The organism is Allobosea sp. P4_C6 (genome assembly GCF_056402015.1).
Genome location: NZ_JBFUIF010000004.1, coordinates 102,703 through 127,737, shown reverse-complemented (window position 1 = coordinate 127,737; position 25,035 = coordinate 102,703). Strand labels below are relative to the sequence as shown.

Genomic DNA, 25,035 nt, shown 5'->3' with positions numbered 1-25,035 from the left:
GGCTTCCTGACCTCAACGAACGGCGCGCTGACGCCGGAACCGACAGGTCAGGCCCAACATGCTGCGCTCGCTCTCGTCATCCCGGATCATTGCAGCCTCCGCCTTCACGACGGCGCTTCTCATCGGCGCCTCGGCTGCACAGGCCGGCGGTTGCCGCGGCTCCGCCTGCTACAACCTCGTCACCGCGCCGCCGGTCTACGGAACGGTCAACGAGACCTACCAGGTTCGTCCTGCGCAGACGCAGCACCGTGTCGTCCCCGCCGAATACGAGACCGTGACCGACAATGTGATGATCGCGCCGGAGCGGCGCATCGGGCACCGCCGCGCTGCGGTCTACGACACGGTGACCGAGACAGTTTTGATCGCGCCGGCCACCCGCCGCTGGGATGTGAGCCGCGACGCCTGGGGCAACATGGTCGGCTGCTGGGTCGTGGTGCCCGCGCAATATGGCGTGCAGAGCCGCCGGGTCGAGGTTTCGCCGGCGACCGTCGAATACGAGATGGTTCGGGCCGTCTACACGCAGCGTCAGCGCAAGGTGATGGTGCGTCCTACCGAAGTCGTGCGGGAAGAAATCCCCGCCGTCTACGAGACGCGGCAGCGCCAGGTCCTGGTCAGCCAAGGCTCGCAGTATTGGTCCCGCGCCGGCTACTGAGCCGGTCGGGCAGAGTTTTACGCAGACCCTTTTTTTACCACGGAAACGACCACTTTCACCCCGGCCTCGCGCCGGGGTTTTTTCTTGGTCATTTTTCTCGCGGGAAAGCGTCATCTGTCCCGGGCGGAGCGAGCCTAGAACCGCAATGTCCGGGAGGAAGACACCGGCTTGCGAGATGCCCGGGGCGAGCCCGAGCATGACGGAACGTGTGTTTCGCGCCGCAGCAGCTCAGACGAACTTGCCGCCGAGCAGGAAGACGCCGACGCCGACGACGAAGGCGAGGAAGCGGGCGGGCATGCCGACCAACGTGCCCGGCGAACGGCCGGCCACATAACCGAGCAGCAGCTCGGTCAGCCCCAGGCCGAGCAGCACGATGACGAAAGGCGGAAAGGCTCCGTCCTGAACGACGAAGCCGGCTTTCGCGGCGTAAGCGACCACGGCACCGAGAATGGCGCCCAGCGCGATGAAGAGAAGCTCATTTCGCGACAGGCGCATCGGCAGATCGCTCAGCGACGGCGGAAGTTCTGACGCGGAGGACCGCCGGGGGCCGGACCGGCCGTCTTCTGGCGGAAGTTGATGCGGCCGCGATCGAGATCGTAAGGCGACATTTCCACGATGACGCGGTCGCCCGCGATGGTGCGGATGCGGTTCTTCTTCATCTTGCCGGCCGCATAGGCCAGGATCACGTGATCGTTGTCGAGCTTGACCCGGTAATTGCCGTCCGGGAGCACCTCAACCACGGTGCCGTCGAATTCAAGCAGTTCTTCTTTCGCCATCTGTCGTCCTTCGTGAGCCCTTTGGCGCGGAAGCGGGCCATCGCCCGGTCAGAAAACCGGTGTGAGGCCCGCCCTGTTCTGGCCGATCGCGCGTCAGCGCGCGCGCCGCCGGGCGCCGTTGGTGCGTGGTTGCTGTGTTCTTTGCTGCAAGAACGCGACGCCGCCAAGCCCTTCTTTTGCCGAAGCACCGTCTTTTCGCTGTGCCGCCTGCTCGGGACGCGGGGCGCGCTCGGGATTGCGCGGCCGTTCATGGCGCTCCTGGCGTGCGCCGCCACCGGCATGGTGGTGACCGCCCTGTTCGGAACGCTTGCCCGGCTGCCCCTGCGGACGGCCCTGCCCCTGCGGGCGAGACTGCTGCTGACCGCGCCCGCCGCGATTCTGCTGCGGCTTCTTGGGCGTGCGGCCATCCCAGTAAGGCACCTCGCCGACCGGCGTCGGCTTGATGCCCGTCAGCTTCTCGATGGCGGCGAAGTCGCCGCGCTCCTCCGGCGTGCAGAAGGCGATGGCAACGCCGGCCGCTCCGGCGCGCGCGGTACGGCCGATGCGGTGGACATAGGTCTCAGGCACGTTCGGCAGGTCGTAGTTCACGACATGGCTGATGCCGTCGACATCGATGCCGCGGGCGGCGATGTCGGTCGCGACGAGAATGCGCAGGCTGCCGTCGCGGAAGGCGCCGAGCGCACGCTCGCGCTGGCCCTGGCTCTTGTTGCCGTGGATCGCCGCCGCCTCGATGCCGGCCTGATCGAGCTGGCGCACGACCTTGTCTGCACCGTGCTTGGTGCGGGTGAAGACGATCGCCCGCTCCATCTCCGGCACGCTCAGCGTCTTCGCCAGCAGCGCCGGCTTGTCGTTCGGCTCGGTGAAGATGACGCGCTGGTCGATCTTCTCCGCGGTGGTCGCAACCGGAGTCACGGCGACCTCGACCGGATCGGTCAGATAGGCGGAGGCGATCTCGCGGATCGGCTTCGGCATGGTCGCCGAGAAGAGCAGCGTCTGGCGCTCCTTCGGGATCAGCGTGGAGATGCGGCGCAGCGCGTGGATGAAGCCGAGGTCGAGCATCTGGTCGGCCTCGTCGAGGACGAGGAACTCGATCTCGCGCAGCGAGACGGCGCGCTGATCGACGAGGTCGAGCAGGCGGCCGGGCGTGGCGACGAGGATGTCGATCTTGTCGCCGAGGGCGCGGATCTGCTTGCCGACCGGGACGCCGCCGAAGATCACCGTCGAGCGCAACGTGGTGAACTGCGCGTAGGTGCGGATCGAGGTCTCGATCTGGGCGGCGAGCTCACGCGTCGGCGACAGGATCAGCACGCGCACCGCACGCTGCGGCATCTGGCGCGGCTTGCCGAGCAGCCGGTGCAGCATCGGAAGCGAGAAGGCAGCGGTCTTGCCGGTGCCGGTCTGGGCGGCGCCGAGCAGGTCGCGGCCCTTCAGAATGTGGGGGATCGCCTGGGCCTGGATCGGCGTGGGCGTCTCATAACCCTCGGTCGCGAGCGCCTTGAGCAGCGGCTCGGCGAGGCCGAGATCAGTGAACTTGGTCAAGAAGAAGCTTTCTGGGCGCCGTGATGACGGGGGGCGCATGTGGTTTCGGCTGCGCCGCCGGCCCGTATCCGGCCTTGATATCAGATAATCGATCCTGCCGGCGAACCGCTAGCCACAGCGCCGGCAGGCTTGTCGTGGACCGAGCGGGCGAAAGCCCACGCGGTCGATAGGTTATCAGGCGACGGCGAGGTTGCCGGCCGAGGTCTTGCCGGTCTTGCGATCGGCGACCATCTCGAAGGAGACGACCTGGCCTTCGCGCAACTCGCGCAGGCCGGCGCGCTCGACGGCGCTGATGTGGACGAAAACGTCCTGGCCGCCGTTCTCAGGGGTGATGAAGCCGTAGCCCTTGGTGGCGTTGAACCACTTCACGGTGCCCTTGTTCATGGGTTAGTCCTTACGTTTCAGATCCGCGTCTATCGTGATGACACGGCGGGACGCGCGGAACGCCTCGCCATGGCCTTGTAGCGATGTGTGGTGGATCTGATTCGTAACCGCCGACCGGACAAGCCGCCGAGCGGAGGGGTGGCCAGAACCCGGCCGCATCTCGTCTTACATCGGGGGACCTAGCACGAAATGCAAGGCAGGTCCAGCAAGGCACATGCAAGCATCCCGGAACACGCGGCGAAAGCAGATGTTTGACAGATAAATGGAGGCCAGATCATGCCAATTACGCTGAAGGGATCATGTCGCTGCGGGGCGGTCCACTTCTCGGCCGAAAGCCACGCGCCCGTTCCGTACCAGCTCTGCTACTGCTCGATCTGCCGTAAGACGGCCGGCGGTGGCGGCTTCGCGATCAACCTGTCGGCCGAAGCCGCGACGTTGAAGGTCGAGGGCGAAGACGCCACCGGCAGCTTCAGCGCCGAGATTCGCGGCGATGACGGCAGTTGCGAGCGCTCGCAAGCACAGCGCCGCTTCTGCAAGATTTGTGGGACGGCGCTGTGGCTGTTTGACCCGCGGTGGCCGGATCTGCTGCATCCCTTTGCCTCGGCGATCGACAGCCATCTGCCGCGCGCTCCCGAGAAGACCCATCTCATGCTGCGCTTCAAGGCCAGTTGGGTCGAGCCGGATATCGCAGCGAACGACCAGAGCTTCGACGATTACCCGGAGGAATCGATCGAGGAATGGCATCGCAAACGCGGCCTTTGGGTCGATTGAAGACCGGCTGCGGACCGGTTATCGCGCGAGCCGCGCGACAAGGCCAAGTAAAAGGCCGAGATGCGGTATCGCATGAAAGCGCCCGTGCCCCACGGGCTCCTCGGCCTGCTCGAGCACCCAGGTGAGTTCATGCGGCACATGCACCGCCCAGGAACCCGCGTCCAGCGCCGGCAGGATATCGGATTTCAGCGAGCCCGCCCTGCCCCGTCGCCATGCCGGGCGAAGATGCGGTCATAGGTAGCGGCCTTCTTGTCGCTGACGATCTCGACCGCGTGAAAGAAATCGCCGAGGCCGGATTGGGCGAGCTTGCGTTCCTGGTCGAAGAGATCGCCCTTGGTGATCAGCACCAGCCGATAATCGCCGGACAGGGCTTCCAGCGTCTCCTGCACATGCGGCAAGGTCTCGACGGGATGAGCCGCCATCTCCCGGCCGGCGGCGAGGATCTCGCCGATCACCGAGGCCGGAACCTGGCCGCGCGTGATCTCTATCGCAGTTTCGATCATCGAGAGCACGAAGCCCTTGATGCCGAAGCCGTAGAAGCCGAGGTTGCGCTTCTCGGCCTCCAGCAGGCGCCCGGAAATCTCGGCCGCCTCGCCGTGCTCGCCGAGCAGCGCGACGAAGCGCTCCTCCGTCATGCGGAAGAACTGCTCGTTCTGCCAGAGCGTGTCGTCGGCGTCGAAGCCGATGGTGGTCAAATGCGGCATCGGTACCCGCTCTCCTCAAAACCAGGCTCGACGACAGAGCGGTAATAAAAGCCTCTTGGCATCACTTCCTCAGTGAACTAAGTCTGTTAAACTAAGTCCAGCGAGGCCAGCCATGGACGTCATCAACATCCACGAAGCGAAGACCCACCTCTCCCGCCTTGTCGAGCGCGCCGCCAAGGGTGAGAGCTTTATCATCGCCAAAGCCGGTAAGGCGATGGCGAAGGTCGTTCCGTTGGACGCACCCGCCCGAGCCCAAAGTCGTCGCCTCGGCTTCATGAGCGGACAGTTCGAGGTCCCGGACGACTTCGACCGCATGGGCGAGGACGAGATCGCGAGCCTGTTTGGCTCCACCCCGTGAAGCTTCTGCTCGACACGCATCTGCTGCTCTGGGCTGCCGGCGAGCCAGAGAAGCTGTCGGCGAAGGCACGAGCCCTGCTCGACGATCCCTCCAACACGCTATTGTTCAGCGCCGCCAGCCTGTGGGAGATCGCCATCAAGCGCGGCCTCGACAGGCCGGACTTCACGGTCGATCCGGCACAGCTGCGGCGCGGCCTGATCGATAATGGCTATATCGAGTTGCCGATCTCCAGCGCACACGCCGTGGCGACGATGCATCTGCCGACGCTGCACAAGGATCCTTTCGACCGGCTCCTGCTGGCGCAGGCCCTGGTCGAAAGCATCACGCTCGTCACCGCCGATGAGGTCGTCGCCCGCTATCCCGGCTCGATCCTGCCCGTTTAGAAGCGAGCCCCCCCGGAAGGCGATCAGCCTTCCTTCTGCTTCACCGCACCCAGTGCCGCCTGCGCCGCCGCAAGCCGCGCGATCGGCACGCGGAAGGGCGAGCAGGAGACATAATCCAGCCCGACGCTCTCGCAGAAGCCGATCGAGGCCGGGTCGCCGCCATGCTCGCCGCAGATGCCGAGCTTGATGTCGGAACGGGTCTTGCGGCCGCGCTCGGCGGCAAGCTTCACCAATTCGCCGACGCCCTCCTGGTCGATGGTGACGAAGGGATCGGCGTCGAGCAGGCCCTTGGCGGTGTAGGAACCGAGGAAGGACGAGGCGTCGTCTCGGCTGATGCCCAGCGTCGTCTGCGTCAGGTCGTTGGTGCCGAAGGAGAAGAACTCGGCGCTCTCGGCGATCTCGGCGGCGCGCAGGGCCGCACGCGGCAGCTCGATCATGGTACCGACCTGATAGTCGATCTTCGTGCCGCTCTCCTCGATAACGGCCTTCGCCATGGCGTCGATGCGGGCTTTGACGAGGTCGAGCTCGGGCTTGCCCATCACGAGCGGCACCATCACCTCCGGGATCACCGGCTTGCCGGTCTCCTTGGCGGCGATCACCGCCGCCTCGAAGATGGCGCGGGCCTGCATCTCGGCGATCTCGGGGAAGGCGACGGCCAGGCGGCAGCCGCGGAAGCCGAGCATCGGATTGAATTCGTGCAGTTCGGCGGCGCGGTGCTTCAGTGCATCGGGCGTCACGCCCAGCGCCGCGGCGACCTCCGCGATCTCCTTATCGCCATGCGGCAGGAACTCGTGCAGCGGCGGATCGAGCAGGCGGATGGTGACCGGCAGCCCGCTCATGATGGTGAAGAGCTGGACGAAATCCTGGCGCTGCATCGGCAGGAGCTTTGCAAGCGCGGCGCGACGGCCGTTGTCGTCAGGGGCGAGGATCATCTCGCGCATCGACTGGATGCGGCTCTCGTCGAAGAACATGTGCTCGGTGCGGCAGAGACCGATGCCCTCGGCGCCGAATTCGCGCGCGGTTTTCGCATCCTCCGGCGTCTCGGCATTGGCGCGGACCTTGAGCCGGCGGACCTTGTCGGCCCAGCCCATCAGCGTGGCAAACTCGCCGGAGAGTTCCGGCTGCTGCATCTTGACCTCGCCGAGCAGCACCTGACCGTTGCCGCCGTCGATGGTGAGGACATCGCCGGCCTTGAGCGTCGTGGGGCCAATCGCCAGCGTACCCTTGGCGTAGTCGACTCGGATCTGGCCGGCGCCGGAAACGCAGGGCTTGCCCATGCCGCGCGCGACGACCGCGGCATGCGAGGTCATGCCACCGCGCGTGGTGAGGATGCCCTCGGCGGCGTGCATGCCGTGAATGTCTTCCGGCGATGTCTCGACACGGACCAGGATGACCTTGCGGCCGGCTTTCTTCGCCGCCTCAGCGTCGTCGGAGTTGAAGACGATCGCGCCGGCGGCGGCGCCGGGCGAGGCCGGCAGGCCGGTGGTCAGCACGCGGCGCTCCGCCTTGGGATCGATCATCGGGTGCAGGAGCTGGTCGAGCGCGCCGGGCTCGACGCGGCCGACTGCCTCCTCCTGCGTGATCAAGCCTTCCTGCGCGAGTTCGACCGCGATCCGGAGCGCGGCCTTGGCCGTGCGCTTGCCGGAGCGGGTCTGCAGCATCCAGAGCTTGCCCTCCTGGATGGTGAACTCCATGTCCTGCATGTCGCGGTAGTGCTTCTCCAGGATGCCGTAGATGCGGCAGAGCTCCGCATAGGCCTCCGGCATCTCCTGCTCCATCGAAGGCTTGTCGGAGCCGGCTTCCTTGCGGGCCGTCTCGGTGATGTCCTGCGGGGTGCGGATGCCGGCGACGACGTCCTCGCCCTGGGCGTTGATCAGGAACTCGCCATAGAGCGCGTTCTCGCCGGTCGAGGGATTGCGGGTGAAGGCGACGCCGGTCGCGGAGGTGTCGCCCATATTGCCGAACACCATCGACTGGACGTTGACCGCCGTGCCCCAGGAGGCCGGGATGTTGTTGAGCTCGCGGTACTTGATGGCGCGGGCGTTCATCCAGGAGGAGAAGACGGCGCCGACCGCGCCCCAGAGCTGCTTCTCGGGATCCTGCGGGAAGTCTGAGCCGAGCGCCTTCTTCACGATCTGCTTGTACTTGCCGACCAGCACCTTCCAGTCGTCGGCCTTGAGATCGGTGTCGAGGTGCAGGCCCTTGCGCTCCTTGTAGTCCTCCAGCGCCTCCTCGAAGAGGCCATGGTCGATATCGAGCACGACGTTGGAATACATGGTGATGAAGCGGCGATAGCTGTCCCAGGCGAAACGGGCATCGCCGGAGGCCTTCGCGACGGCTTCCACCGTCTCGTCGTTGAGGCCGAGATTGAGGACGGTGTCCATCATGCCGGGCATGGAGGCGCGCGCGCCGGAGCGGACGGAAACGAGCAGCGGATTGGCGGGGTCGCCGAAGGTCTTGCCGGTCAGCTTGGCCATGCCGGCGAGCGCGGCCCTGGCCTGGGCGTCGAGATCGGCGGGGAAGCTCTTGCCGTTGTCGTAATACGCCGTGCAGACCTCGGTGGTGATGGTGAAGCCGGGCGGGACGGGCAGGCCGAGATTGCTCATCTCGGCCAGGTTCGCACCCTTGCCGCCGAGCAGGTTCTTCATTCCCGCCTCACCCTCGGCCTTGCCGTCGCCGAAGGTGTAGACCCACTTCCCACCAGCCATCACTTCAACCTCTTCGTTGGCAGCCGGACGCAGCAACGTCGCGGCGATGCGAAAGTTTCGTGTGCGAGCCGTCGATGCCCTTTGGACACCGGCAGCGGGATCGGGCGGTCATGCCCAAAACCACCTGAACAATCAATGAGCAGGTGCAACAAAATACCCGGCAGCGCACAAATGCCGACGCTCATTTCGCCGGTGTTTCGCTTGCCGGTGTTTCACTTGCGGGTATTTCACTTGGCCTTGGCGCGCGCGGCGCGCGGCCAGCGCAGCGGCCAGTTGACGACGCGCTCTGTGACCTCGTCTTCGGGGATATCGTCTTCCGACGCGTAGACACGTCCACGGACGGAGATGCCGGCCGCAACCACTGTCTCCGGATCGCCGGAAACGAGCGGATGCCACCACGGCAGATCCCTGCCCTCCGCGACGAGGCGGTAGGCGCAGGTCGGCGGCAGCCAGGGCAGCGTGCGCACGTCATGCGGCGTCAGCGTCACGCAGTCGGGCACCTTGACGGAGCGGTTCGGATAATCCTTGCAGCGACAGGTTCCGGCGTCGAACAGCCGGCAGCCGACATCGGTCGCGAAGATGCGCCCGGTATCCTCGTCCTCGAGCTTCACGAGGCAGCAGCGCCCGCAGCCGTCGCAGAGCGATTCCCATTGCTCCACCGACATCGCCTCGAGCGGCGTCGTGCGCCAGAACGGCTCGTCTTTCGGCTGCTTCAGCGTCATGACCGGCTTATGCGCCGCCGGGCGCCAAGATGGAAGAGCGCAGCGTCAACGCCAGCTTTTGTGCCAGAGCGAAACAGCCGGGTTGGCGCAGTTTCTGCTGCCGCAAACGGAATATTCGCGCCCCATCCCTTAACTCGAAGCGGGGCGTGACTATGTGTCTATTCTCTGGCCCGATGCTGTTGCCAAGACGACCATGGCGCGGCAGGAAAGTGTCGGGGGCCATTCGGAAAGCCTGGAACGGCCATGGAGTTCAGGAAGGCAGGCTGGAGGACGCGGCTGAAGCGCTACGCGCTCGCTGCGGACTCATGGCTCGATGCCGGCCTGTGGGGTGCGGGCCGCCGCGCGGGTGAGGCGTATGAGCGCATCCGCAGCCTAGCCGACCGCCTGACCGTGACCGGCGGCAAGCGTCTCGCCGCCGAATTCGCCAGCGAGGGGCTGAACATCGGCATCGTCGGCGCCCTCATCGTCCTGATGCTCGCCTTGCCCGCCTTCCGCATCGGCAATGAGGAGGCGCTGAAGAACCAGGTTCTCGCCGTCACCTTCCTCGATCGCTACGGCACGACGATCGGCCATCGCGGCGCCCGGCACGACGATTCACTGAAGCTCGAGGAGATGCCGGACCATCTGCTGAAGGCCGTGCTCGCGACCGAGGACCGCCGCTTCTACGACCATTTCGGCATCGACCTGATCGGCACCTCCCGGGCCCTCCTGGTCAACACACGGGCGTCGGGCGTGGTCCAGGGCGGCTCCTCGCTGACGCAGCAGCTCGCCAAGAACCTGTTCCTCAACAACGAGCGCTCGCTCGACCGCAAGATCAAGGAAGCCTTCCTGGCGCTGTGGCTGGAAACGAGGCTGAGCAAGAACGAGATCCTCAAGCTCTATCTCGACCGCGCCTATATGGGCGGCGGCACCTTCGGCGTCGCGGCGGCGGCCGATTACTATTTTGGCAAGTCGGTGAGGGACGTCTCGCTGGCCGAGGCCGCCATGCTCGCCGGCCTGTTCAAGGCGCCGACGAAATATGCCCCGCATGTCAACCTGCCGGCTGCACGCGCCCGTGCCAACGACGTGCTCAACGCCATGGTCGATGCCGGCTTCATGACCGCCGGCCAGGTCGACAGCGCCAAGCGCAACCCGGCGACGCCGGTCGATCGCAAGCGCGATTCCAGCCCCGATTATTATCTCGACTGGGCGTTCGACGCGGTGAAGGAGCTCGCGAACGAAGGCAAGCTCGGGCCCGACCGCGTGCTGACGGTCAAGACGCCGCATGATTCCGCCATCCAGACCCGGGCCGACGAGGCGATCGAGGCGATCCTGCGCCAGCATGGGCCGGCCTACCGGGTCAAGCAGGCCGCCACGGTCATCATGGACCCGGACGGGGCGGTGCGCGCCATCGTCGGCGGCCGCGACTACGGCGCGAGCCAGTTCAACCGGGCGACCGCGAGCCAGCGCCAGCCGGGCTCGTCCTTCAAGCCCTATGTCTATGCCGCGGCGCTTTCGGCCGGCCTCTACAAGCCGAACACCATGGTGACCGACCGCCCGGTCTGCATCGGCAACTGGTGCCCCAACAATTACGGCCGCTCCTATGCCGGCTCGATGCCGCTCACGGTCGCGCTGGCGAAGTCGATCAATACGATCCCGGTGCAGATGTCGATCGCCATCGGGCGCGCCACCGGCGAGACGCATGAGGCGCGCGCCGCCCTGATCGGCCGCAAGAGGATCATCGCGACCGGCCACGCCATGGGCCTGACGACGCCGCTGACCGACACCGTCTCGCTGCCGATCGGCGCGGCCGAGGTCACGGTCATCGACCAGGCGGCGGGCTATGCCGTCTTCGCCAATGGCGGCAAGCGGGCGAAACCCTACGCCGCCTTCGAGATCAGCAACTCGCAGGGCGACGTCATCTATCGCCACGACCGCGATGAGCCCGAGCCGAAACAGGTGCTGAGCACGCAGGTGGCGCAGGACATGAACTTCATGCTCTCGAAGGTGCCGACCGAGGGCACCGGGCGCCGCGCCGCGCTGGACGGCGTCGTCACGGCCGGCAAGACCGGCACCACCAACGGCTACAAGGATGCCTGGTATGTCGGCTATTCCGGCAACCTCATCGGCGCAGTCTGGTTCGGCAACGACAATTCGGCGGAAACCGCCAACATGACCGGCGGCTCCCTGCCGGCCATGACCTGGAAGGAGATCATGCAGTTCGCCCATCAGGGGCTGGAGCTGAAGCCCATTCCGGGCGTGCCGGCCGCCGATCCGAAGGGCATCGCCGTCGCCAAGGCCGGGGCGCCTGCGCCCGATGCGGGTCATCCGCCGGGGCCGGGGGCCGGGCACATGCCGAGGCAGTCCTTCGAGGTTCTCTCCGCCGTCGGCTCGATGTTCAAGACGATCGAACGCTCGCGTGTCGCCGGCCGGCCGGTGCAGGTCGGCATCCGCGAGGTCTCGGCGGGCGAGACGCGGCTGCGCTAGGCTCGGTAGACAGTTGATCTCCTCGGCGTAGTCGTGTCGCCGCCGTCATTCCGGGGCTTCGCGCCAGCGAAGAGCCAGGAACCCAGAACCGATGCCGTGCCCCGTTTGATCGGTCGCCCAACCGCGCCTTTCGCGGAGCCAGCATCGGTTCTGGTTTCCGGGCTCAGGCCTGCGGCCTGCCCCGATGACGGCGGGGGGTCCGACAAGGCTCGTCTCTGGAAACTATTCACTCCGCCTAACGCCTTATTGTTGACGATCGCGGACGGCCCCGCTCAACTCAGGCAAGCTGCATCACGCAACCGGAAGGCAAGCGTGCGGATTCTCGATCTCACCTATATCCTGGCACTCGGAGCAGGCCTTGGCCTCGGCTCGGCGCATTGGGCCGTGGCCGGGCGCCCTGCCCTCGGCAAGGTCGAGGTCGGCGCCTGGATGGCCTGGCCGCGCAGCGGCGGCCGTGACATCGACCCCTATATGCGCGCCTATCTGGCCCGGGGGGTACATCTGCCGCTGGGCTCCGGCGAGGGCCTCGAGCTGATCGCGGAGCGCGACGAAGAGGGGTGGCCGCTCGATGGCCGTTGCCGCTACAGCCTCTCCGGCGCGACGCCGACGACGCGCGGCTGGACGCTCAGCGTCAGCGATGGTGACGGCCTGCCCTTCCGCCTGCCGCTGGAGCGCAGCAGCTTCACCGATTCCGAGATCGTCCGGCCGGAGGATGGCCAATTGGCGATCGCCGCCGCCGCGACGCCCGAAGCGGGCAACTGGCTGCCCCTGCCGGCGAGCGGCCGCTTCCAGCTGCGGTTGCGGCTCTACGACACCCCGATCTCCAGCCAGACCGGCGAGACGCGGGCCGCCAACCTGCCCCGCATCACGCGCCTCGACTGCCGATGAGTGCGATCGATCACGACGTGGCGCAGACCCCTGTCCCGCCTTCGGTGAACTGGGGCGCCCATCTGCGCAGCGGCCTTGCACGCATCGTCATGACGACACTGGCCGGGCTGATGCTGGCCGGGATCGTGCATATCGTCACGATCCTCGCCGTGCCCGTGCTGTCGCGGAACGATGCCGCGCATGCCTATCGGGATATCGGCATCGAAGGCCATGCCGAGCTCGTTCCGGCGCCGGGCCAGGGGCGCAGGATTCCCGCCCTGCGCGAGGCCGACCCCGACGTCGTCACGGCGATCTGCAGCTACGACCTCTCTACGGGGCCGATGCGCGTCGTCGCGAAGACCGGCGTGCTGCCGCTCGGCCTGACGCTGCATAGGCAAGGCGGCGGGGTGATCTACGCGATCACCGACCGCGCCGCGATCCGCGGCGTGCTCGAATTCCTGGTGATGACCGAAGCCCAGCTCGACGAGCGCATCGCCGCCGACGAGGAAGGGGAGAGCAGCCGGGAGCTGCGTATCGTCTCCGACGCCGGCCAGGGGCTGATCGTGGCGCGGGTCCTCGTCCGCCTGCCTTCGGACAAGGCCGATGCCGAAGCGCTCGCGACGGGCGTCGCATGCGGGCCCGCGAACTGAGAAACTCCGAGGGTGCTGTTTTTGCACGAAACCACGCCGTCATCCCGGGCTTGACCCGGGATTCATGCCGGAGCGCCGCCGATCAAGGTTCAGGCATGGATCCCGGCTCTCCGCTTCGCTTCGGCCGGGATGACCCGCATTTCCATGAAAACGAGGCACGCTCCGAGGGTGCGGCTCAGCCCTTGTAGACGACCGGCCGCTTGCCACCCTCGCCGAAGGCGCCATTCAGGGGCATCTGGCAGAGCGGGGCCGCCTCGGCCTCCAGCGCCATGATCGCGCGCTCGGCGCGGACCGCCTCGCGGGAGGGCATCTCGACGACGAGATTGGCGAGGGCGTAGCGATAGCTCCTGATCCGGAAATCGAGCCGCTCGCAGACCCAGAAGATCAGCCCCTCATTCTCGATCACGCGCGCCATCGCCGGCTCCTGCTTGCCCGGAGCGATATCGGGAGAGGATTCGGCGGTGCGCATCCGGACGCGATCCATGCTCACGACCCGCAGCGCATTGGCGCGGAAGGGGCCGATCAGCAGGCGGTCCGCGTTGCTGTCCTGGGCAAGGCGGTTGTAGCGCGAGGCCTGCGAGGCGAAGGAGACCGAGGTCAACCCGCGGAAATAGTCGGAGACATCGGTTGACTGGTTTGCGACCGGCACGATGCGCGAATGGGCGAGGTTCGAAACCTCCCCCTGGAAAACGCTGTGCGGGCTGGCTGGCATGATGAAGCGCCAGGCGCGGTCGCGCATCTGCTCCTCATCGTCGGTGAGGCGGAAATAGGAAGCCTGCTCGCCGCGTGCGGTCGCCGACCAGAAGCCGGCCTCGGGCGCCATGATCTGCGACCATACCGTCGGCCGCGGGCGCCCCAGATCCCCGTCGGTCGCCGTACAGGCAGTCAGGATCAACGCTGACGACAGCGAAAGAGCGATAGCCGCTCCGGACGGACGCCAGGAGCGCCGCTGTTCTTCAATCCGAGGCTGTCTCACGCAGGCTGCCTGCGAGCCGTCTTGCGAGCGGACACCTTGCGCGGGCGCCGCACGACGGCGGCCTTGGCCTCCAACGGCCGCGCCTCTTTGGGGCGCTCATAGCGGACGCCGGTAAAGAACAGGATGTCCGCCGAGCGTTGCGGGAACGGGCAGGACCGATCCTGCCGGCGCCGGTATAGCGCGAAAGGGATGACGACGGCCATGAAGCGCCTCCTATCCAGCGCTGAGTTGCAATCGCGAGAGCCGTCCTGGTGCCCGAGGCCGCACCGAGTCGCAGGCCCTCAAGACCCATCAGGCTCCGACATGGTTAACGTGGCCTTAATGCCTCGGGGATAAGCTTCGCGAATCCATCGGATCCGTACCCGAGCCAGCCATGCCTGCCCGTATTTCCCAGGAACTCGCCGACCTCGCCCGCCTCGCACGCGACGGTGACTTGGACCTCAGTCAGGTCTCGCTGCGGGTGAAGGCGGACCTGCTCATGTCGGCGGCCCAGCCGCCGCAGGAGGACATCGCCGCCTTCAGCGAGATGGCGAGCACGTTGATCCCGACGATCGACGAGCCCACCGCCCTCATCCTGGCGCGCAAGCTTGCCGGCTGGCGCCATACGCCCGGTCCCGTGCTGGCCGCGCTGGCGGCACGCGGCGGCTCCGTGCTGGTCGAGTTGTTGCGCCATGGCATGCCGCTCTCTGTCGCCGAGCTTGAACACCTCGCCGAAACCGGCGACGAGGCGATCCGCGCCGGACTGGCAGTGCGCGCGGACCTCAGCAATACCGCAGTGCTGCTGCTGGTTTCCGAAGCCGATCGCGCCATCGACCTGGCGCTGATCGGCAATTTCGATGCGCCCCTGCCCCGCGCCGCCGTCGAGATCCTGATCGCGCGCTCGCGCAGCGACGCGGCCTACCAGCCCCGGTTGCTGGCGCGGGAAGACCTGTCCAATCTCGAACTGGCACCGCTTTTCCTTCAGGCGGGGCCGGAGCGCCGGCTCGCCATTGTGGAATCGCTGATGGCGCGCGAGGCCTTGCATCCCGGTGAGAGGCGGCCTGCCGTCTCCAACGAGGCCTTTGCTGGCTGGCTCACCTTGGCCGGCGACGATCGCGCGAGTGCGTTCGGCGCCATCGCCGAACATCTCGGCGGCGGCGCGCCCCTCGCCACCGCGATCGCACATGACAGATCGCGCGACCTCGCGGCGCTCAGCCTCGTCGCCAGCGGGGCGAGCGTCGAGGAAGCCACACGCTTTCTGATCCGCCTCGGCGACGACACGGCGCATTCGGTCGAGCGGATCTTCGCCCTGGTTGCGCTGATGCGGACGATCAGGCCGTCGATCGCGTTCCGGCTGGCGATGCTGATCGCAGGCTCCCACCCCGTCTCCGCGTCGCAGCGGAAAGGCCAGCATCAGCCGGCGATGGACCCGAGCGGGACCCCGGCGCGCTCCGGCGCCGCCCGCCCGGAGGCTCAGCCCGGCCTGTCCGAGGTTCTGGGACGGATCGGCGCCCGGCGCGATCGCGGCTGAGCCGAGACGCTCAGGCTTCGACGAGAGCGAGGCGCGGATCGCCGGCCCGGTTCTCGATCTCGACCAGCCAGAGGTCGCTGTCGAAGCGCAGCTCGCGATCGACCCGATCCTCGACTGCCAGCGGATCGGCATCGATCAGCAACTGGAAGCGGCGCTCGCCGTCATCCTCGGCCAGCGACTGCGGGACCGGGCCATAAAGAGCCGCCGTGCCGTCGAGACGATCGAGCTTGATGAAGATCGCGCCGGCCTCGCGCGCACCGCGACGACGCAGCATCGCGACGAGCCCGTCATGCCCGGCCTGGCGCAGATAGGCCGATACCCAAAAATCGCTGGTCAGGCGCGCCATCGCCCGACGGCCCGGCTCAGTTCTCGGCCGACCGGCGCGGCGCGGCGGCAGAGCGCGAGGCCGCGCCCTTGACGTCGGCCGGCGGACGAAGGTCGCCGCCATTGAGGAGATCGGCGATCGGGTCGCGGGCCGGAGCCTGCGCCGCCTTGGGCACCGATGTCGTGGCCGGCTGCGCCGTGCGCGGCTGGCTGGCGATTGGTGCCGGCGGACGCGGCGCGGCCTCGCGCGCCGGCTGCGCAGTCGAAAGGTCTGCGGGCCGTGCGGGCGGCCGAGACGGCACCGCCGCCAAGCCCGAAGACGGTGTCGTGGCAGCTTCCTGCACAGGCACCGGCTCGGCACGGCGCTCGGCTGCGGCGCGAGGCGCGGGTGCCGGCGCGGCCGAGAGCATCGGTGCCGGATGACGCGCCTTCTGGAACATCAGGGCATTGGCGAGGATCGCGCAGGTCGCGATGCCGAAGGCGAGGAACAGGAGTGTCCTCCCCGGCCGCCGACCGACCATGCGGCCGACCCGGCCGAGCCATGACGACTTGCGACGCGCCGGCTGGGCGCGCCGGACCGGTGCGGAGAGAGAAGCGCTGGAATGGGCGCGGGCGGCCATGGTCACGGACATTGCTCAGCTCGGTCTTCAGGCGGTCAGGCGGAATGGTTCTTTGGTCTCGAGCCCCTTGCGCGGGGCCCGGGCGAAAGTGACGATCTTGGCAGGCTGCTCGACGCCATCGGCGCCGCCGACGGGCAACCGGATCGAGACGCGCGTCCCGATGCCCGGCGCGCTCTCGACCGTCATGCGGCCGCCATGCAGGCCGACGAGGCCCCGGACCACCGACAGGCCTAGGCCGGTCCCCTCGTGGTTGCGGTCATAGGCGCCCTTGACCTGGAAGAAGGGGTCGCCGAGCCGCGGCAGATCTGCGGCAGCGATGCCGATGCCGGTATCGGAGACGGAAAGGTCGATCGTGTCGCCGTCGCGGACGATGGCGAGGACGACGCGCCCGCCGGCCGGCGTGAACTTGATGGCGTTGGAGAGAAGGTTGAGCACGACCTGCTTCAGCGCGCGCCGATCCCCTTCCACCATCGGCAAGGCCGGGCCGGCGACGCGATCCACCGCGACGTCGCCGCTCTCGGCGCGCAGCGCCATCAGCGTGCAGCAATCGCGGGCCAGAGCGGCGAGATCCAGCGGCTCGCGCTCGATCTCCATCGCGCCGCTCTCGATCTTCGAGATGTCGAGCAAGGTGTTGACGACCTCGAGGAGATGATGGCCGGAGGCATGGATGATCCGGGTGTATTCGAGCCGCTTGGCGGCATCGATCCAGCCGTTTTCCTCGGCGCCCAGCATTTCCGAGAAGCCGATGATGGCGTTCAGCGGCGTGCGCAGCTCATGACTGACCGTCGCCAGGAAGTGCGCCTTGACGTCATTGGCCCGCAGCGCCTCGGCATGGCCGCGATCGCGCTCCTCGTCGGCAGCACGGCGCGCGGTGACGTCGCGCATCACGCAGACCACCGCGGCGCCGTCCCTGGAGCCGGCTTCGGCGGTGCGATAGGCCTGCATCTCCAGCCAGAGCGATACCGGCAGGCGGTTCTCGCCCTCGCGTGGAACGAAGAGAGTGCGGAAGCAGATCGTAGCAGCGCCATTGCCATGGGCGGCATCGCTCAGCGCCTTGAGGAAGAGAGGCCGGTCGGCGACATGGACACGGTCGAGCAGCCCGCGCCCGATCAGGTCACGCGGCTCGGCGCCGGCCAGCGTCCGCGCAGCCGCATTGGCGAAGACGACGGCGCCCCCGGCATCGTGCCAGGTGACGAGATCGCCGACATGATCGAGCAGGAGCTGCGCGCGTGCATCCGCCGCGCGCTGCGTCCGCTCTTCGGCGTCGCGCCGGCGTAGCAGGACTGCGGCGGCGATCAGCGCCTGCGCCAGCGCGACCACCGCCAGCATCGACATCGCTTCGCTGGTCCAGGTCGCAGGACCGGCCAGCAGGCCGAGATGCTCCAGGCCGATGGCCGCAAGCAGAGCGACGACGGCCGTCCAGCCAGCCCGCAGCACGAAATCCCGGGAGCCGAAGAAGGCGGCCTCGACCGGGACGACGAAGAGCCAGAGAAGCAGCGGGGATGACAGCCCGCCGGTGGCTCCGGCGAGCGCGACGATGAAGAGCGACAGCGCCGCCGACGAGATCAGGTGAGCGATCTCCAGCCGGCCGGTGCGGGAGAGCAGCACGACGGCCAGAACCAGAAGGGCCGCCGCGACGACCATGGCGGCCTCGAAAGCGCCAAGCGCACCGCGCCACGCAAGATAGGCCGGAGCGAGACTGAGCGCGCCGCCACCGACGAGCAGGCGCGACAGGACGAAGCGCTCATGACGCAACCGCTCGGCCGGGTTCGACCGCACCGATGCGTGCACCAGTGCCGCCGCCTGTGTCCTCAGTGCCGTGATCGCCATACGGAACGCAACGCCCAAACTCTGCGGACCAACCGTCCGCGCCCTGCATCTCGCCACGAGCGGTTTAAGCGGGGCTTAAGGCCCATTGCGCTGAAACTCTCATTCAGGCCATTCAAGTAAAATTATCTGATGTTTTTCATGCATTTAATCTGTGATCGCGCAATTTTCGAAGGCATTGCGATGTTCGCGGCAGGGTGAACGGAAACTGAAGATCGCTCGTTGCATTCGACTCGCATTTGAGCCTTCGGAATGACGCGATTTTTCCGGATCGGCGCGTAGTGTCTGTCATCCGGCGCCGAACGAGACGCGCCGGCGATGGAGATTGAGATGGCTCACTTCCTGCGCAAGGTCGCGATCATCGGGTTTATCGCGGTGAACTCGCCGGTTCACAGCGGCAAGCCCGCCGATACGACGCTGCCGCAGGCCGTCCGCCAGGCTGTCGAGAGCGCCCAGGCGGGCGCACGCAACGCCGCCGGCAGCCTGACGGCCGCGCGGGAGGCGGCCGAGATTCTCGCAGGGCTCGATCCCGTGACGCGCGAGCGCATCCTGAATACGGCGATGACGACTGCGACGGCGAAGCCCTCGTCACGTTAGCGCGCTTGACGTCGCGCGCCCCTCGCGGGAAGAGGTCGCGCCGCCCATCTTTAGGGATGTGCGACCGCGGCCAGGCAGGACATGACAACATCTCTCGACGACATCGTCGCCAATTTCGAACTGCTCGACGAGTGGGACGATCGCTATCGCTACCTGATCGAGCTCGGCAAGGGTCTCGAGCCGTTGTCCGAAGCTGCCCACAACGACGTCAACAAGGTGCGCGGCTGCGCGAGCCAGGTCTGGCTCGATGTCCATCGCGAGGGCGGCCCCGGCCCGCAGACACGCCTGCATTTCCTGGGAGACAGCGACGCCCATATCGTGCGCGGGCTGGTTGCGCTGGCGCTCGCCATCTTCTCGGGCCGGCCGGCTTCCGAGATCCTCGCGATCGATGCCTTCGCGATCTATGAGAAGCTCGGCCTCGCCGCCCATCTCACGCCACAGCGCTCGAACGGCGTGCGCGCGATGATCGACCGGATCAAGAACGACGCCCGCGCGGCGGCGGCAGGCTGAGCGGCTTCACTCGGCCGCCACGGGTAGGAGCGCGGGCCGGGCATCCTGCGACTGCCAGCTTCGAAGGCCAGCGGGTCGCGCCCGGCGGTCCAGCCCATAATGCGTCGCCAGCCTCGCCAGAGCGATGCGGAGCACCACCTTGGCCGAGCGCGCCGGCCAGCGGCGTTCCTTCTCGACGAGATCGAGCCCCTTCAGGAAGCCGCAGACATCGATGGCGAGCCCAGACAGTTCCGGCCCCAACGTCTCGCAGGCCAGTCTGACGCGCTGACGAGCCGCGAGCGACGTATCGGACGCTCCCCCCACATCGCGAGGCCCCGGGCTGCACTGCTCCGGCGTGAGCGCGGCGTCCCAGTTCATCGTCGTGCGGGGCAGCATCTGTGCCAGGGTGATATCGGCCCGAAAACGTTCGCCGGCCGCGAATTCCTCGTCACCGATCTGCGGTTTTCCGTCCTTCCCCGGGCGGCGATAAAGCCAGAGCAACGGGCTCTCCCGCTCGTCCAGCGCGGGCCTGGCTTGATCGGATGTGTCCGAGCGTGCTTCCTCAACCTGCTGGTTGCCCTGGACATGCTCACACAGCCCGAGTCTCGCCGCCCTCCCCGCTCCAGTCCAGGCGACAGCTCCATCCGCGACCAGTGCGGCCGCCGTCTCCGCCGAAACATAGCCTGCGCCCAGGCTGGTGCCGCCCGCTTCCCGATAGAGGGCGATTCGGCCGCAGCCCAGCGGCGAGGCGACGGCATAGCATCCCGGCGCCGCCAGATGCCGCAGCAGGCGCGTCTGCTGGTTGCGATCCTGTTCGGTCGTCATCAGCATGCCCTCCCGGCGTGACGTTCCAAGCTGCTCTTCAAGGCGAGAAGCGCCGCCTCGAGCGCGTTGAGCCCGCATTCGAGGCGCAGATCGTCGCGCCGATCCTCGATCAGGGCGCAGGCATGCCGGACCGTCGTGCGGTCGCGGCCGAAGCAGATGCCCACGCGCGTCAGGCTGAGACCGAAAGCGACATGGGCGAGATACATCGCCATCTGCCGCGCCAGAGCCTCCCGCTGACGACCACGGGTAGCGCCCCGCATGCCGGCGAGATGAACCCGCGCCGTTGCGGCGACCGCGGCCTCGGCCAAACGCGCACCCGCCGCGGCATGCAAGGAAACGCGGCTCTGGATATTGCTTGAGTTCATGATATGTTCCTATTAACGACCCGCCGGTTTCCTCGATGGCGATTTCGATAATAGGATTATATTCTTAAATTCGGCTGGCAAGCTCGGACTCGGCCTTATCCCCGGCTCCTGCCACGAGGTGACAGGCATGAAAAAGCCGCCGAGCGATCGGCGGCTTCCTCATTGCCAGATCCGGAGACCGGCTGGTCGTTTCAGCGACGCTTGCGGCGCTGCTGGCCGAGACCCATCTTCTTCGCAAGCTGGGAGCGCGCCTCGGCATAGTTCGGCGCGACCATCGGATAGTCAGGCGGCAGGCCCCACTTCTCACGGTACTGCTCGGGCGACATGTTGTACTGCGTGCGCAGATGCCGCTTCAGCGACTTGAACTTCTTGCCGTCTTCCAAGCAGATCAGGTAGTCGGCCGTGATCGACTTCTTCACCGGAATAGCGGGCTTCGGCGCCTCGATCTGAACGATCGGGGCAGCGCCGCCAATGACCCGGCTCAATGCCGAATGAACTTCGCTGATCAGAGCAGGCAGTTCGGATGCAGGCACGGAATTGTTCGAAACATAAGCGGAGACGATATCCGCTGTCAGCTCGATGAAGTCCGACCCCTCGTTATCGGCCATGGCGATGTCACTCCTTATCATTTTTGGAAGCGGTTTTCTGAGGATCGCCCGTTTTGCTCTGCCTGATTTGTGACCAAACTTTGCGATAGCGGATCAAGCACTACCACGTTCAGAGTCGGACAACGCGGACTGATCGGGATATGCGTTTAGTCCATGCCGACTATTCATGCAAGAGAACAATTCCCAACAATTGAAATTCTGGAACCTCTATAATTCAACCGCAGCGAGAGCAATTTTCACTGCACCGTAAAATCAAACGTACGATTTCGCATGCATCTTGCCAGAGTATGCACCCTGCTCTCTACCTGTCGCCACCACTATCGGAGAATTCCCATGCACTCGGGTCAGCATCGTCAGGTTCGCGGCGCGCCGCCATCAGGGCCGAGGGTGCCGAGAGCGGAAATCAGGACGAAGGAAACCGTCGTCCACGGCGTCGTGCTGCGCGACGACTATGACTGGCTGCGGGCATCGAACTGGAAGGACGTCCTCCGCGATCCCGATGCACTGCCAGACGACATCCGCGACTATCTCGAAGCCGAAAACGCGTATTGCAAGAAGCTGATGGCCACGACGCGAGCGCTACAGCGCGACCTCGTCAAGGAAATGCGCGGACGGATCAAGGAAGACGATTCCAGCGTGCCGCAGCCGGATGGCCCGTTTCTCTACTATTCACGCTACCGCAAGGGCGCCGAGCATCCTCTGATCTGCCGTCGCGCCCGAGATGAAGCCGCCGGCCCGAAGAAGGAGCGCGAGCAGATCATGCTCGATGCCGACGCCCTCTCCGAAGGGAAGGACTTCTTCGATCTCGGCGACACCGCGCATAGCCCGGACCACAAGCTGCTGGCGTGGAGCGCCGATGAGGCAGGTTCGGAACTACACACCATCCGGGTTCGCGACCTGGAAAGCGGCACGGACCTGCCGGACGAGGTCCGCGATACGACCGGCGACATCGTCTGGGCCAATGATTCGCGCGCGTTCTTCTATGTCGCTCTCGATGCCGACCATCGCCCGTCGCGGGTGCTGCGCCATCAACTGGGCACGCCGAGCAGCGCGGACGAGCTGCTGCATGACGAGGCCGATGCGGGCATGTTCGTCGACATCGACCGCACGCAGTCGGGCCGCTTCCTGCTGATCACCATCGGCGACCACGAGACATCCGAGACGCGGGTGGTCGATCTCGACGACGCCACCGCCAGACCCACCCTGATAGCTGCGCGCCAGATCGGCCGGCAATACGGGCTCGAGCATCATGGCGACGACTTCCTGATCCTGACCAATGCCGACGAAGCCGAAGACTTCAAGATCGTCAGCGTGCCGGTGGTCGCACCCGCTCCCGAGCACTGGCGCGATCTGGTGCCGCACAAGCCGGGACGGCTGGTCATCAGCCATGTCTGCCTGAAGGGGCGCCTGATCCGCTTGGAACGCGAGGATGGTCTGCCGCGGATCATCGTCCGCGACCTCGCCAGCGGAGCGGAAAGCAGCATTGCCTTCGACGAAGAAGCCTATGGCCTCGGCATGGATGCCGGCTACGAATTCGACACCGATACGCTGCGCTTCATCTATGCTTCGATGGCGCGCCCGGCCGAGACCTACGACTACAACCTCGCGACAGGCGAGCGAAGCTTGCTGAAACGCCAGGAGATCCCTTCCGGCCATGATCCTGCCGCCTACAAGGTGCGCCGCATCTTCGCGACGGCCAAGGACGGTGCGCGCGTGCCGATCTCGATCCTGCATCGCGCCGATACGCCGCTCGACGGCTCGGCTCCCTGCCTGCTCTACGGCTACGGCTCCTATGGCTCGGCGATGTCCGCCTCGTTCCGGACGCGGCCGCTCAGCCTGGTCGATCGCGGCTTCGTCTATGCCATCGCCCATGTGCGCGGCGGCACGGACAAGGGTTGGCGCTGGTATCTCGACGGCAAGCGAGAGAACAAGCGCAACACCTTCACCGATTTCATCGCCGCTGCCGAAGCGCTGGCGGATGCCGGCTTCACCAGCCATGGCCGGATCGTCGCGGAAGGTGGCAGCGCCGGCGGCATGCTGATGGGCGCGGTCGCCAACATGGCGCCCGGACTCTTCGCCGGCATCGTCGCGGAAGTGCCCTTCGTCGACGTGCTCAACACGATCCTCGACGACACGCTGCCGCTGACGCCGCCGGAATGGCCGGAATGGGGCGATCCGATCCGCGACGTGGAGGCGTTCGAGACGATCCGCAGCTATTCGCCCTATGACAACGTCACGGCGCAGGACTACCCGCCGATCCTGGCGATGGGCGGGCTGACCGATCCGCGCGTGACCTATTGGGAACCGGCGAAATGGGTGGCGAGGCTGCGCGCCACGATGACGGGCGGCGGCCCGATCATGCTCCACACCAATATGGAAGCGGGCCATGGCGGCGCTGCGGGCCGGTTCGACTCACTCAAGGAAACGGCTCTGGCCTATGCCTTCGCGATCCAGACGGCCGGGGATGGCTGGCCGTCGACGAAGGGCGTCTGATCAGACGCCCAGCCGGCTCTTCTCGCTGGCGAGATAGACCTTGAGCTCGTCCATCGAGGCGAAGCTGTACTCGCCGTCGGGCGTCCGGGCCTGGATCGAGCCGTCGGCATAGATGGTGAAATGGGCGTCGCCGACCTGATACGCGCCGACAATGCCCTCATCGGAAGCCGCGCGCTCCGACGACGGGGCCGGATCGTCCTCTGCCGCATCCTCGCCGGCCGCTACAGTCGTCGGGGGGGTCTCCTGCTCATCCTGCTCCGGCACGACCTCATGCTCCGGCAGAACATCGTCCGAAGCTGTCACCGCCTCCGGTTCTTCGTCAGGCTCCGTCACGACATGCTCTGAGGCAGCCGTAAAATCCGGGGCCTCGGTCCGCGGGGGCCAGGGCAGCGAAGCTGCCTCGGGGGCATCCTCATCTGTGGGAGCGTGGGTCTCGAACCATGGCTCCTTGCGTGGCGAGGCCTTGTCCATCCAGGCTTCGGCTTGCGCGAACGGATCGGCCTCCGGCGCGAGCGAGGGCTCTACCCGCGTGTCGGTCCCGATGGGTTCGTTCAGATGGCCGGCCAGGCTCTCGCGCAGCAGGCTGAACTCGTCGAAGCCGGACGCGCTCCCGGTGACAGGCTTGTTTTCATCCTGTGCGGCAGGAAAACCGTCAGCATGTTCCTCAGAAGGCGGGGGGGCGACAACGATCGGCTCGGCCGCATGCGCGAGAGCTTCATCCTCCGCTACAGGCTGAATCTTCGCAGCGACGATCTCCGCCGGCTCATGGCTCTCCGTCGCGATCGCGATCGGCGCTTCGTCGGCCTCTTCGGTCTGTTCGAACGGCGCATCCTCGAACATGTCGGGCAGCGGTTCGGCGGGCTCGATCAACGCCGCTTCTTCCTGCACGTCGTCCTGCTTCGCTTCCGTTTCCTCGAGGCGCCGTGCCACCAGCGTTCCGAACAGATCGCGCTCTGGGGTGGAAGCGGCCTCGGTCGCAGCCGGCGCCGTCTCCACGGCCGGCATCGCAAGCGTATCCGCCACCGCGCCGGCAGCGACCGCGCCAGCTGCCGCGCCGATGGCAGCGGGCACGAGCACCGAACTTCCCGAGGCGCTGTCCGGGCGCGCTGCCTCCCACGGCACGCGCACGACATCGACTGTGGCCGGCGCCTGCAAATCGGGCCGCATCTGCGCGGCTTCCGCCAGCGAACGCTTGAGCGTGCGGATCTCACGCAGGACCCAGGCGAGCGAGATAAGGATCAGCCCGGCGCTGCTTGCGATCGAGCCGATGATGACCTGGGTGAAACCGCGCTCGAGGACCAGATAGGGCCAGCCGTCATAGATGGCATAGGCGCCGCCACCGAAGAGAAAGAGGCCCAGAACGGTAAAAATCGCGATCAATTTCGCATCCTTGGCATGAGCCGCACCAGCGCTGGGACGCA

The 25,035-nt window shown here is 66.7% G+C and carries 26 protein-coding genes and 1 pseudogene; 11 read left to right on the top strand and 16 right to left on the bottom strand.

All coding sequences use genetic code 11. From position 1 onward, the window contains the following. Positions 1–58: 58 nt before the first annotated feature. Positions 59–652, top strand: a complete 594-nt coding sequence (locus AC1DVA_RS04480) for a hypothetical protein (RefSeq protein WP_476805104.1) — start codon at positions 59–61, stop codon at positions 650–652. 228 nt (positions 653–880) lie between these two features. Here AC1DVA_RS04480 and AC1DVA_RS04475 read toward each other — a convergent pair whose 3' ends face one another. The 4 genes from AC1DVA_RS04475 to AC1DVA_RS04460 all read right to left on the bottom strand — a co-directional run bounded on the left by AC1DVA_RS04475 (position 881) and on the right by AC1DVA_RS04460 (position 3,351). Continuing rightward, positions 881–1,147, bottom strand: a complete 267-nt coding sequence (locus tag AC1DVA_RS04475; protein ID WP_265052322.1) for a hypothetical protein — start codon at positions 1,145–1,147, stop codon at positions 881–883. Positions 1,148–1,158: 11 nt separating this feature from the next. Next, positions 1,159–1,428 (bottom strand): translation initiation factor IF-1, encoded by a 270-nt coding sequence (gene infA, locus AC1DVA_RS04470; RefSeq protein WP_047578165.1) that lies wholly within the window; start codon positions 1,426–1,428, stop codon positions 1,159–1,161. Between the two features lie 93 nt (positions 1,429–1,521). After that, positions 1,522–2,967 (bottom strand): DEAD/DEAH box helicase, encoded by a 1,446-nt coding sequence (locus AC1DVA_RS04465; protein ID WP_476805103.1) that lies wholly within the window; start codon positions 2,965–2,967, stop codon positions 1,522–1,524. Between the two features lie 174 nt (positions 2,968–3,141). Next, on the bottom strand, positions 3,142–3,351 hold the full coding sequence (locus tag AC1DVA_RS04460) for a cold-shock protein (protein WP_265052320.1): 210 nt from the start codon (positions 3,349–3,351) through the stop codon (positions 3,142–3,144). Positions 3,352–3,627: 276 nt separating this feature from the next. On the opposite strand from AC1DVA_RS04460, the gene AC1DVA_RS04455 reads away from it, so the two are divergent. After that, complete coding sequence (locus AC1DVA_RS04455; RefSeq protein ID WP_476805102.1) at positions 3,628–4,122, top strand: GFA family protein; 495 nt, start codon at positions 3,628–3,630, stop codon at positions 4,120–4,122. A gap of 18 nt (positions 4,123–4,140) precedes the next feature. On the opposite strand, the pseudogene AC1DVA_RS04450 reads toward AC1DVA_RS04455, so the two are convergent. After that, positions 4,141–4,826, bottom strand: a pseudogene (locus tag AC1DVA_RS04450) (HAD family hydrolase). Between the two features lie 112 nt (positions 4,827–4,938). On the opposite strand from AC1DVA_RS04450, the gene AC1DVA_RS04445 reads away from it, so the two are divergent. Together AC1DVA_RS04445 and AC1DVA_RS04440 are read left to right on the top strand one after the other, a co-directional pair. Next, entirely contained in the window at positions 4,939–5,184 is a 246-nt protein-coding gene (locus AC1DVA_RS04445; protein WP_476805101.1) for a type II toxin-antitoxin system Phd/YefM family antitoxin, read from the top strand. Beyond that, the gene (locus AC1DVA_RS04440) at positions 5,181–5,567 is read left to right on the top strand and encodes a type II toxin-antitoxin system VapC family toxin (protein WP_476805100.1); all 387 of its coding nucleotides are present in this window, start codon (positions 5,181–5,183) and stop codon (positions 5,565–5,567) included. The genes AC1DVA_RS04445 and AC1DVA_RS04440 overlap by 4 nt, the downstream gene beginning before the upstream one ends. A gap of 23 nt (positions 5,568–5,590) precedes the next feature. Here the strand turns inward: AC1DVA_RS04440 and ppdK are convergent, their stop codons facing one another. Together ppdK and AC1DVA_RS04430 are read right to left on the bottom strand one after the other, a co-directional pair. After that, positions 5,591–8,275, bottom strand: a complete 2,685-nt coding sequence (gene ppdK, locus AC1DVA_RS04435; protein WP_476805099.1) for a pyruvate, phosphate dikinase — start codon at positions 8,273–8,275, stop codon at positions 5,591–5,593. A 227-nt stretch (positions 8,276–8,502) separates the two neighbouring features. Beyond that, positions 8,503–8,997, bottom strand: coding sequence for a YcgN family cysteine cluster protein (locus tag AC1DVA_RS04430; RefSeq protein WP_265052314.1), 495 nt, complete (start codon positions 8,995–8,997; stop codon positions 8,503–8,505). Between the two features lie 243 nt (positions 8,998–9,240). Here AC1DVA_RS04430 and AC1DVA_RS04425 point away from each other — a divergent pair, with 243 nt between their 5' ends. The 3 genes from AC1DVA_RS04425 to AC1DVA_RS04415 all read left to right on the top strand — a co-directional run bounded on the left by AC1DVA_RS04425 (position 9,241) and on the right by AC1DVA_RS04415 (position 12,980). Continuing rightward, entirely contained in the window at positions 9,241–11,463 is a 2,223-nt protein-coding gene (locus tag AC1DVA_RS04425) for a transglycosylase domain-containing protein (RefSeq protein WP_476805098.1), read from the top strand. A gap of 312 nt (positions 11,464–11,775) precedes the next feature. Next, positions 11,776–12,351, top strand: a complete 576-nt coding sequence (locus tag AC1DVA_RS04420) for a DUF1214 domain-containing protein (protein WP_476805097.1) — start codon at positions 11,776–11,778, stop codon at positions 12,349–12,351. Beyond that, a complete protein-coding gene (locus AC1DVA_RS04415) occupies positions 12,348–12,980 on the top strand; it encodes a DUF1254 domain-containing protein (protein ID WP_476805096.1) in 633 nt (210 codons plus the stop codon). Before AC1DVA_RS04420 ends, AC1DVA_RS04415 begins: the two co-directional genes overlap by 4 nt. A gap of 175 nt (positions 12,981–13,155) precedes the next feature. Here AC1DVA_RS04415 and AC1DVA_RS04410 read toward each other — a convergent pair whose 3' ends face one another. After that, entirely contained in the window at positions 13,156–13,803 is a 648-nt protein-coding gene (locus AC1DVA_RS04410; protein ID WP_265052310.1) for a hypothetical protein, read from the bottom strand. Between the two features lie 149 nt (positions 13,804–13,952). Continuing rightward, complete coding sequence (locus AC1DVA_RS04405) at positions 13,953–14,159, bottom strand: hypothetical protein (protein ID WP_476805095.1); 207 nt, start codon at positions 14,157–14,159, stop codon at positions 13,953–13,955. Positions 14,160–14,329: 170 nt separating this feature from the next. Between AC1DVA_RS04405 and AC1DVA_RS04400 the strand changes: the two genes are divergently transcribed. Beyond that, positions 14,330–15,466, top strand: a complete 1,137-nt coding sequence (locus AC1DVA_RS04400; protein ID WP_476805094.1) for a DUF2336 domain-containing protein — start codon at positions 14,330–14,332, stop codon at positions 15,464–15,466. 10 nt (positions 15,467–15,476) lie between these two features. Here the strand turns inward: AC1DVA_RS04400 and AC1DVA_RS04395 are convergent, their stop codons facing one another. From AC1DVA_RS04395 to AC1DVA_RS04385, 3 genes are read right to left on the bottom strand one after another with little or no spacing between them, the layout of a single operon-like run. Next, on the bottom strand, positions 15,477–15,812 hold the full coding sequence (locus AC1DVA_RS04395; RefSeq protein ID WP_476805093.1) for a DUF1491 family protein: 336 nt from the start codon (positions 15,810–15,812) through the stop codon (positions 15,477–15,479). Positions 15,813–15,828: 16 nt separating this feature from the next. Further along, positions 15,829–16,422 (bottom strand): hypothetical protein, encoded by a 594-nt coding sequence (locus AC1DVA_RS04390; RefSeq protein ID WP_476805092.1) that lies wholly within the window; start codon positions 16,420–16,422, stop codon positions 15,829–15,831. A gap of 15 nt (positions 16,423–16,437) precedes the next feature. After that, the gene (locus tag AC1DVA_RS04385) at positions 16,438–18,240 is read right to left on the bottom strand and encodes a PAS domain-containing sensor histidine kinase (protein WP_476805091.1); all 1,803 of its coding nucleotides are present in this window, start codon (positions 18,238–18,240) and stop codon (positions 16,438–16,440) included. 327 nt (positions 18,241–18,567) lie between these two features. Between AC1DVA_RS04385 and AC1DVA_RS04380 the strand changes: the two genes are divergently transcribed. Both AC1DVA_RS04380 and AC1DVA_RS04375 read left to right on the top strand, forming a co-directional pair. Next, positions 18,568–18,834, top strand: a complete 267-nt coding sequence (locus tag AC1DVA_RS04380; RefSeq protein WP_476805090.1) for a hypothetical protein — start codon at positions 18,568–18,570, stop codon at positions 18,832–18,834. An 81-nt stretch (positions 18,835–18,915) separates the two neighbouring features. Next, positions 18,916–19,344, top strand: coding sequence for a SufE family protein (locus AC1DVA_RS04375; RefSeq protein WP_476805089.1), 429 nt, complete (start codon positions 18,916–18,918; stop codon positions 19,342–19,344). 6 nt (positions 19,345–19,350) lie between these two features. Here the strand turns inward: AC1DVA_RS04375 and AC1DVA_RS04370 are convergent, their stop codons facing one another. The 3 genes from AC1DVA_RS04370 to AC1DVA_RS04360 all read right to left on the bottom strand — a co-directional run bounded on the left by AC1DVA_RS04370 (position 19,351) and on the right by AC1DVA_RS04360 (position 21,121). After that, the gene (locus AC1DVA_RS04370) at positions 19,351–20,148 is read right to left on the bottom strand and encodes a DUF6456 domain-containing protein (protein WP_476805088.1); all 798 of its coding nucleotides are present in this window, start codon (positions 20,146–20,148) and stop codon (positions 19,351–19,353) included. Further along, positions 20,148–20,513, bottom strand: coding sequence for a helix-turn-helix domain-containing protein (locus AC1DVA_RS04365; protein ID WP_476805087.1), 366 nt, complete (start codon positions 20,511–20,513; stop codon positions 20,148–20,150). The genes AC1DVA_RS04370 and AC1DVA_RS04365 overlap by 1 nt, the downstream gene beginning before the upstream one ends. A gap of 191 nt (positions 20,514–20,704) precedes the next feature. Next, positions 20,705–21,121, bottom strand: coding sequence for a Ros/MucR family transcriptional regulator (locus AC1DVA_RS04360; RefSeq protein WP_265052300.1), 417 nt, complete (start codon positions 21,119–21,121; stop codon positions 20,705–20,707). Positions 21,122–21,454: 333 nt separating this feature from the next. On the opposite strand from AC1DVA_RS04360, the gene AC1DVA_RS04355 reads away from it, so the two are divergent. After that, complete coding sequence (locus tag AC1DVA_RS04355; RefSeq protein ID WP_476805086.1) at positions 21,455–23,614, top strand: S9 family peptidase; 2,160 nt, start codon at positions 21,455–21,457, stop codon at positions 23,612–23,614. On the opposite strand, the gene AC1DVA_RS04350 is transcribed toward AC1DVA_RS04355, so the two are convergent. Beyond that, on the bottom strand, positions 23,615–24,994 hold the full coding sequence (locus tag AC1DVA_RS04350) for a hypothetical protein (protein WP_476805085.1): 1,380 nt from the start codon (positions 24,992–24,994) through the stop codon (positions 23,615–23,617). Positions 24,995–25,035 lie beyond the last annotated feature (41 nt).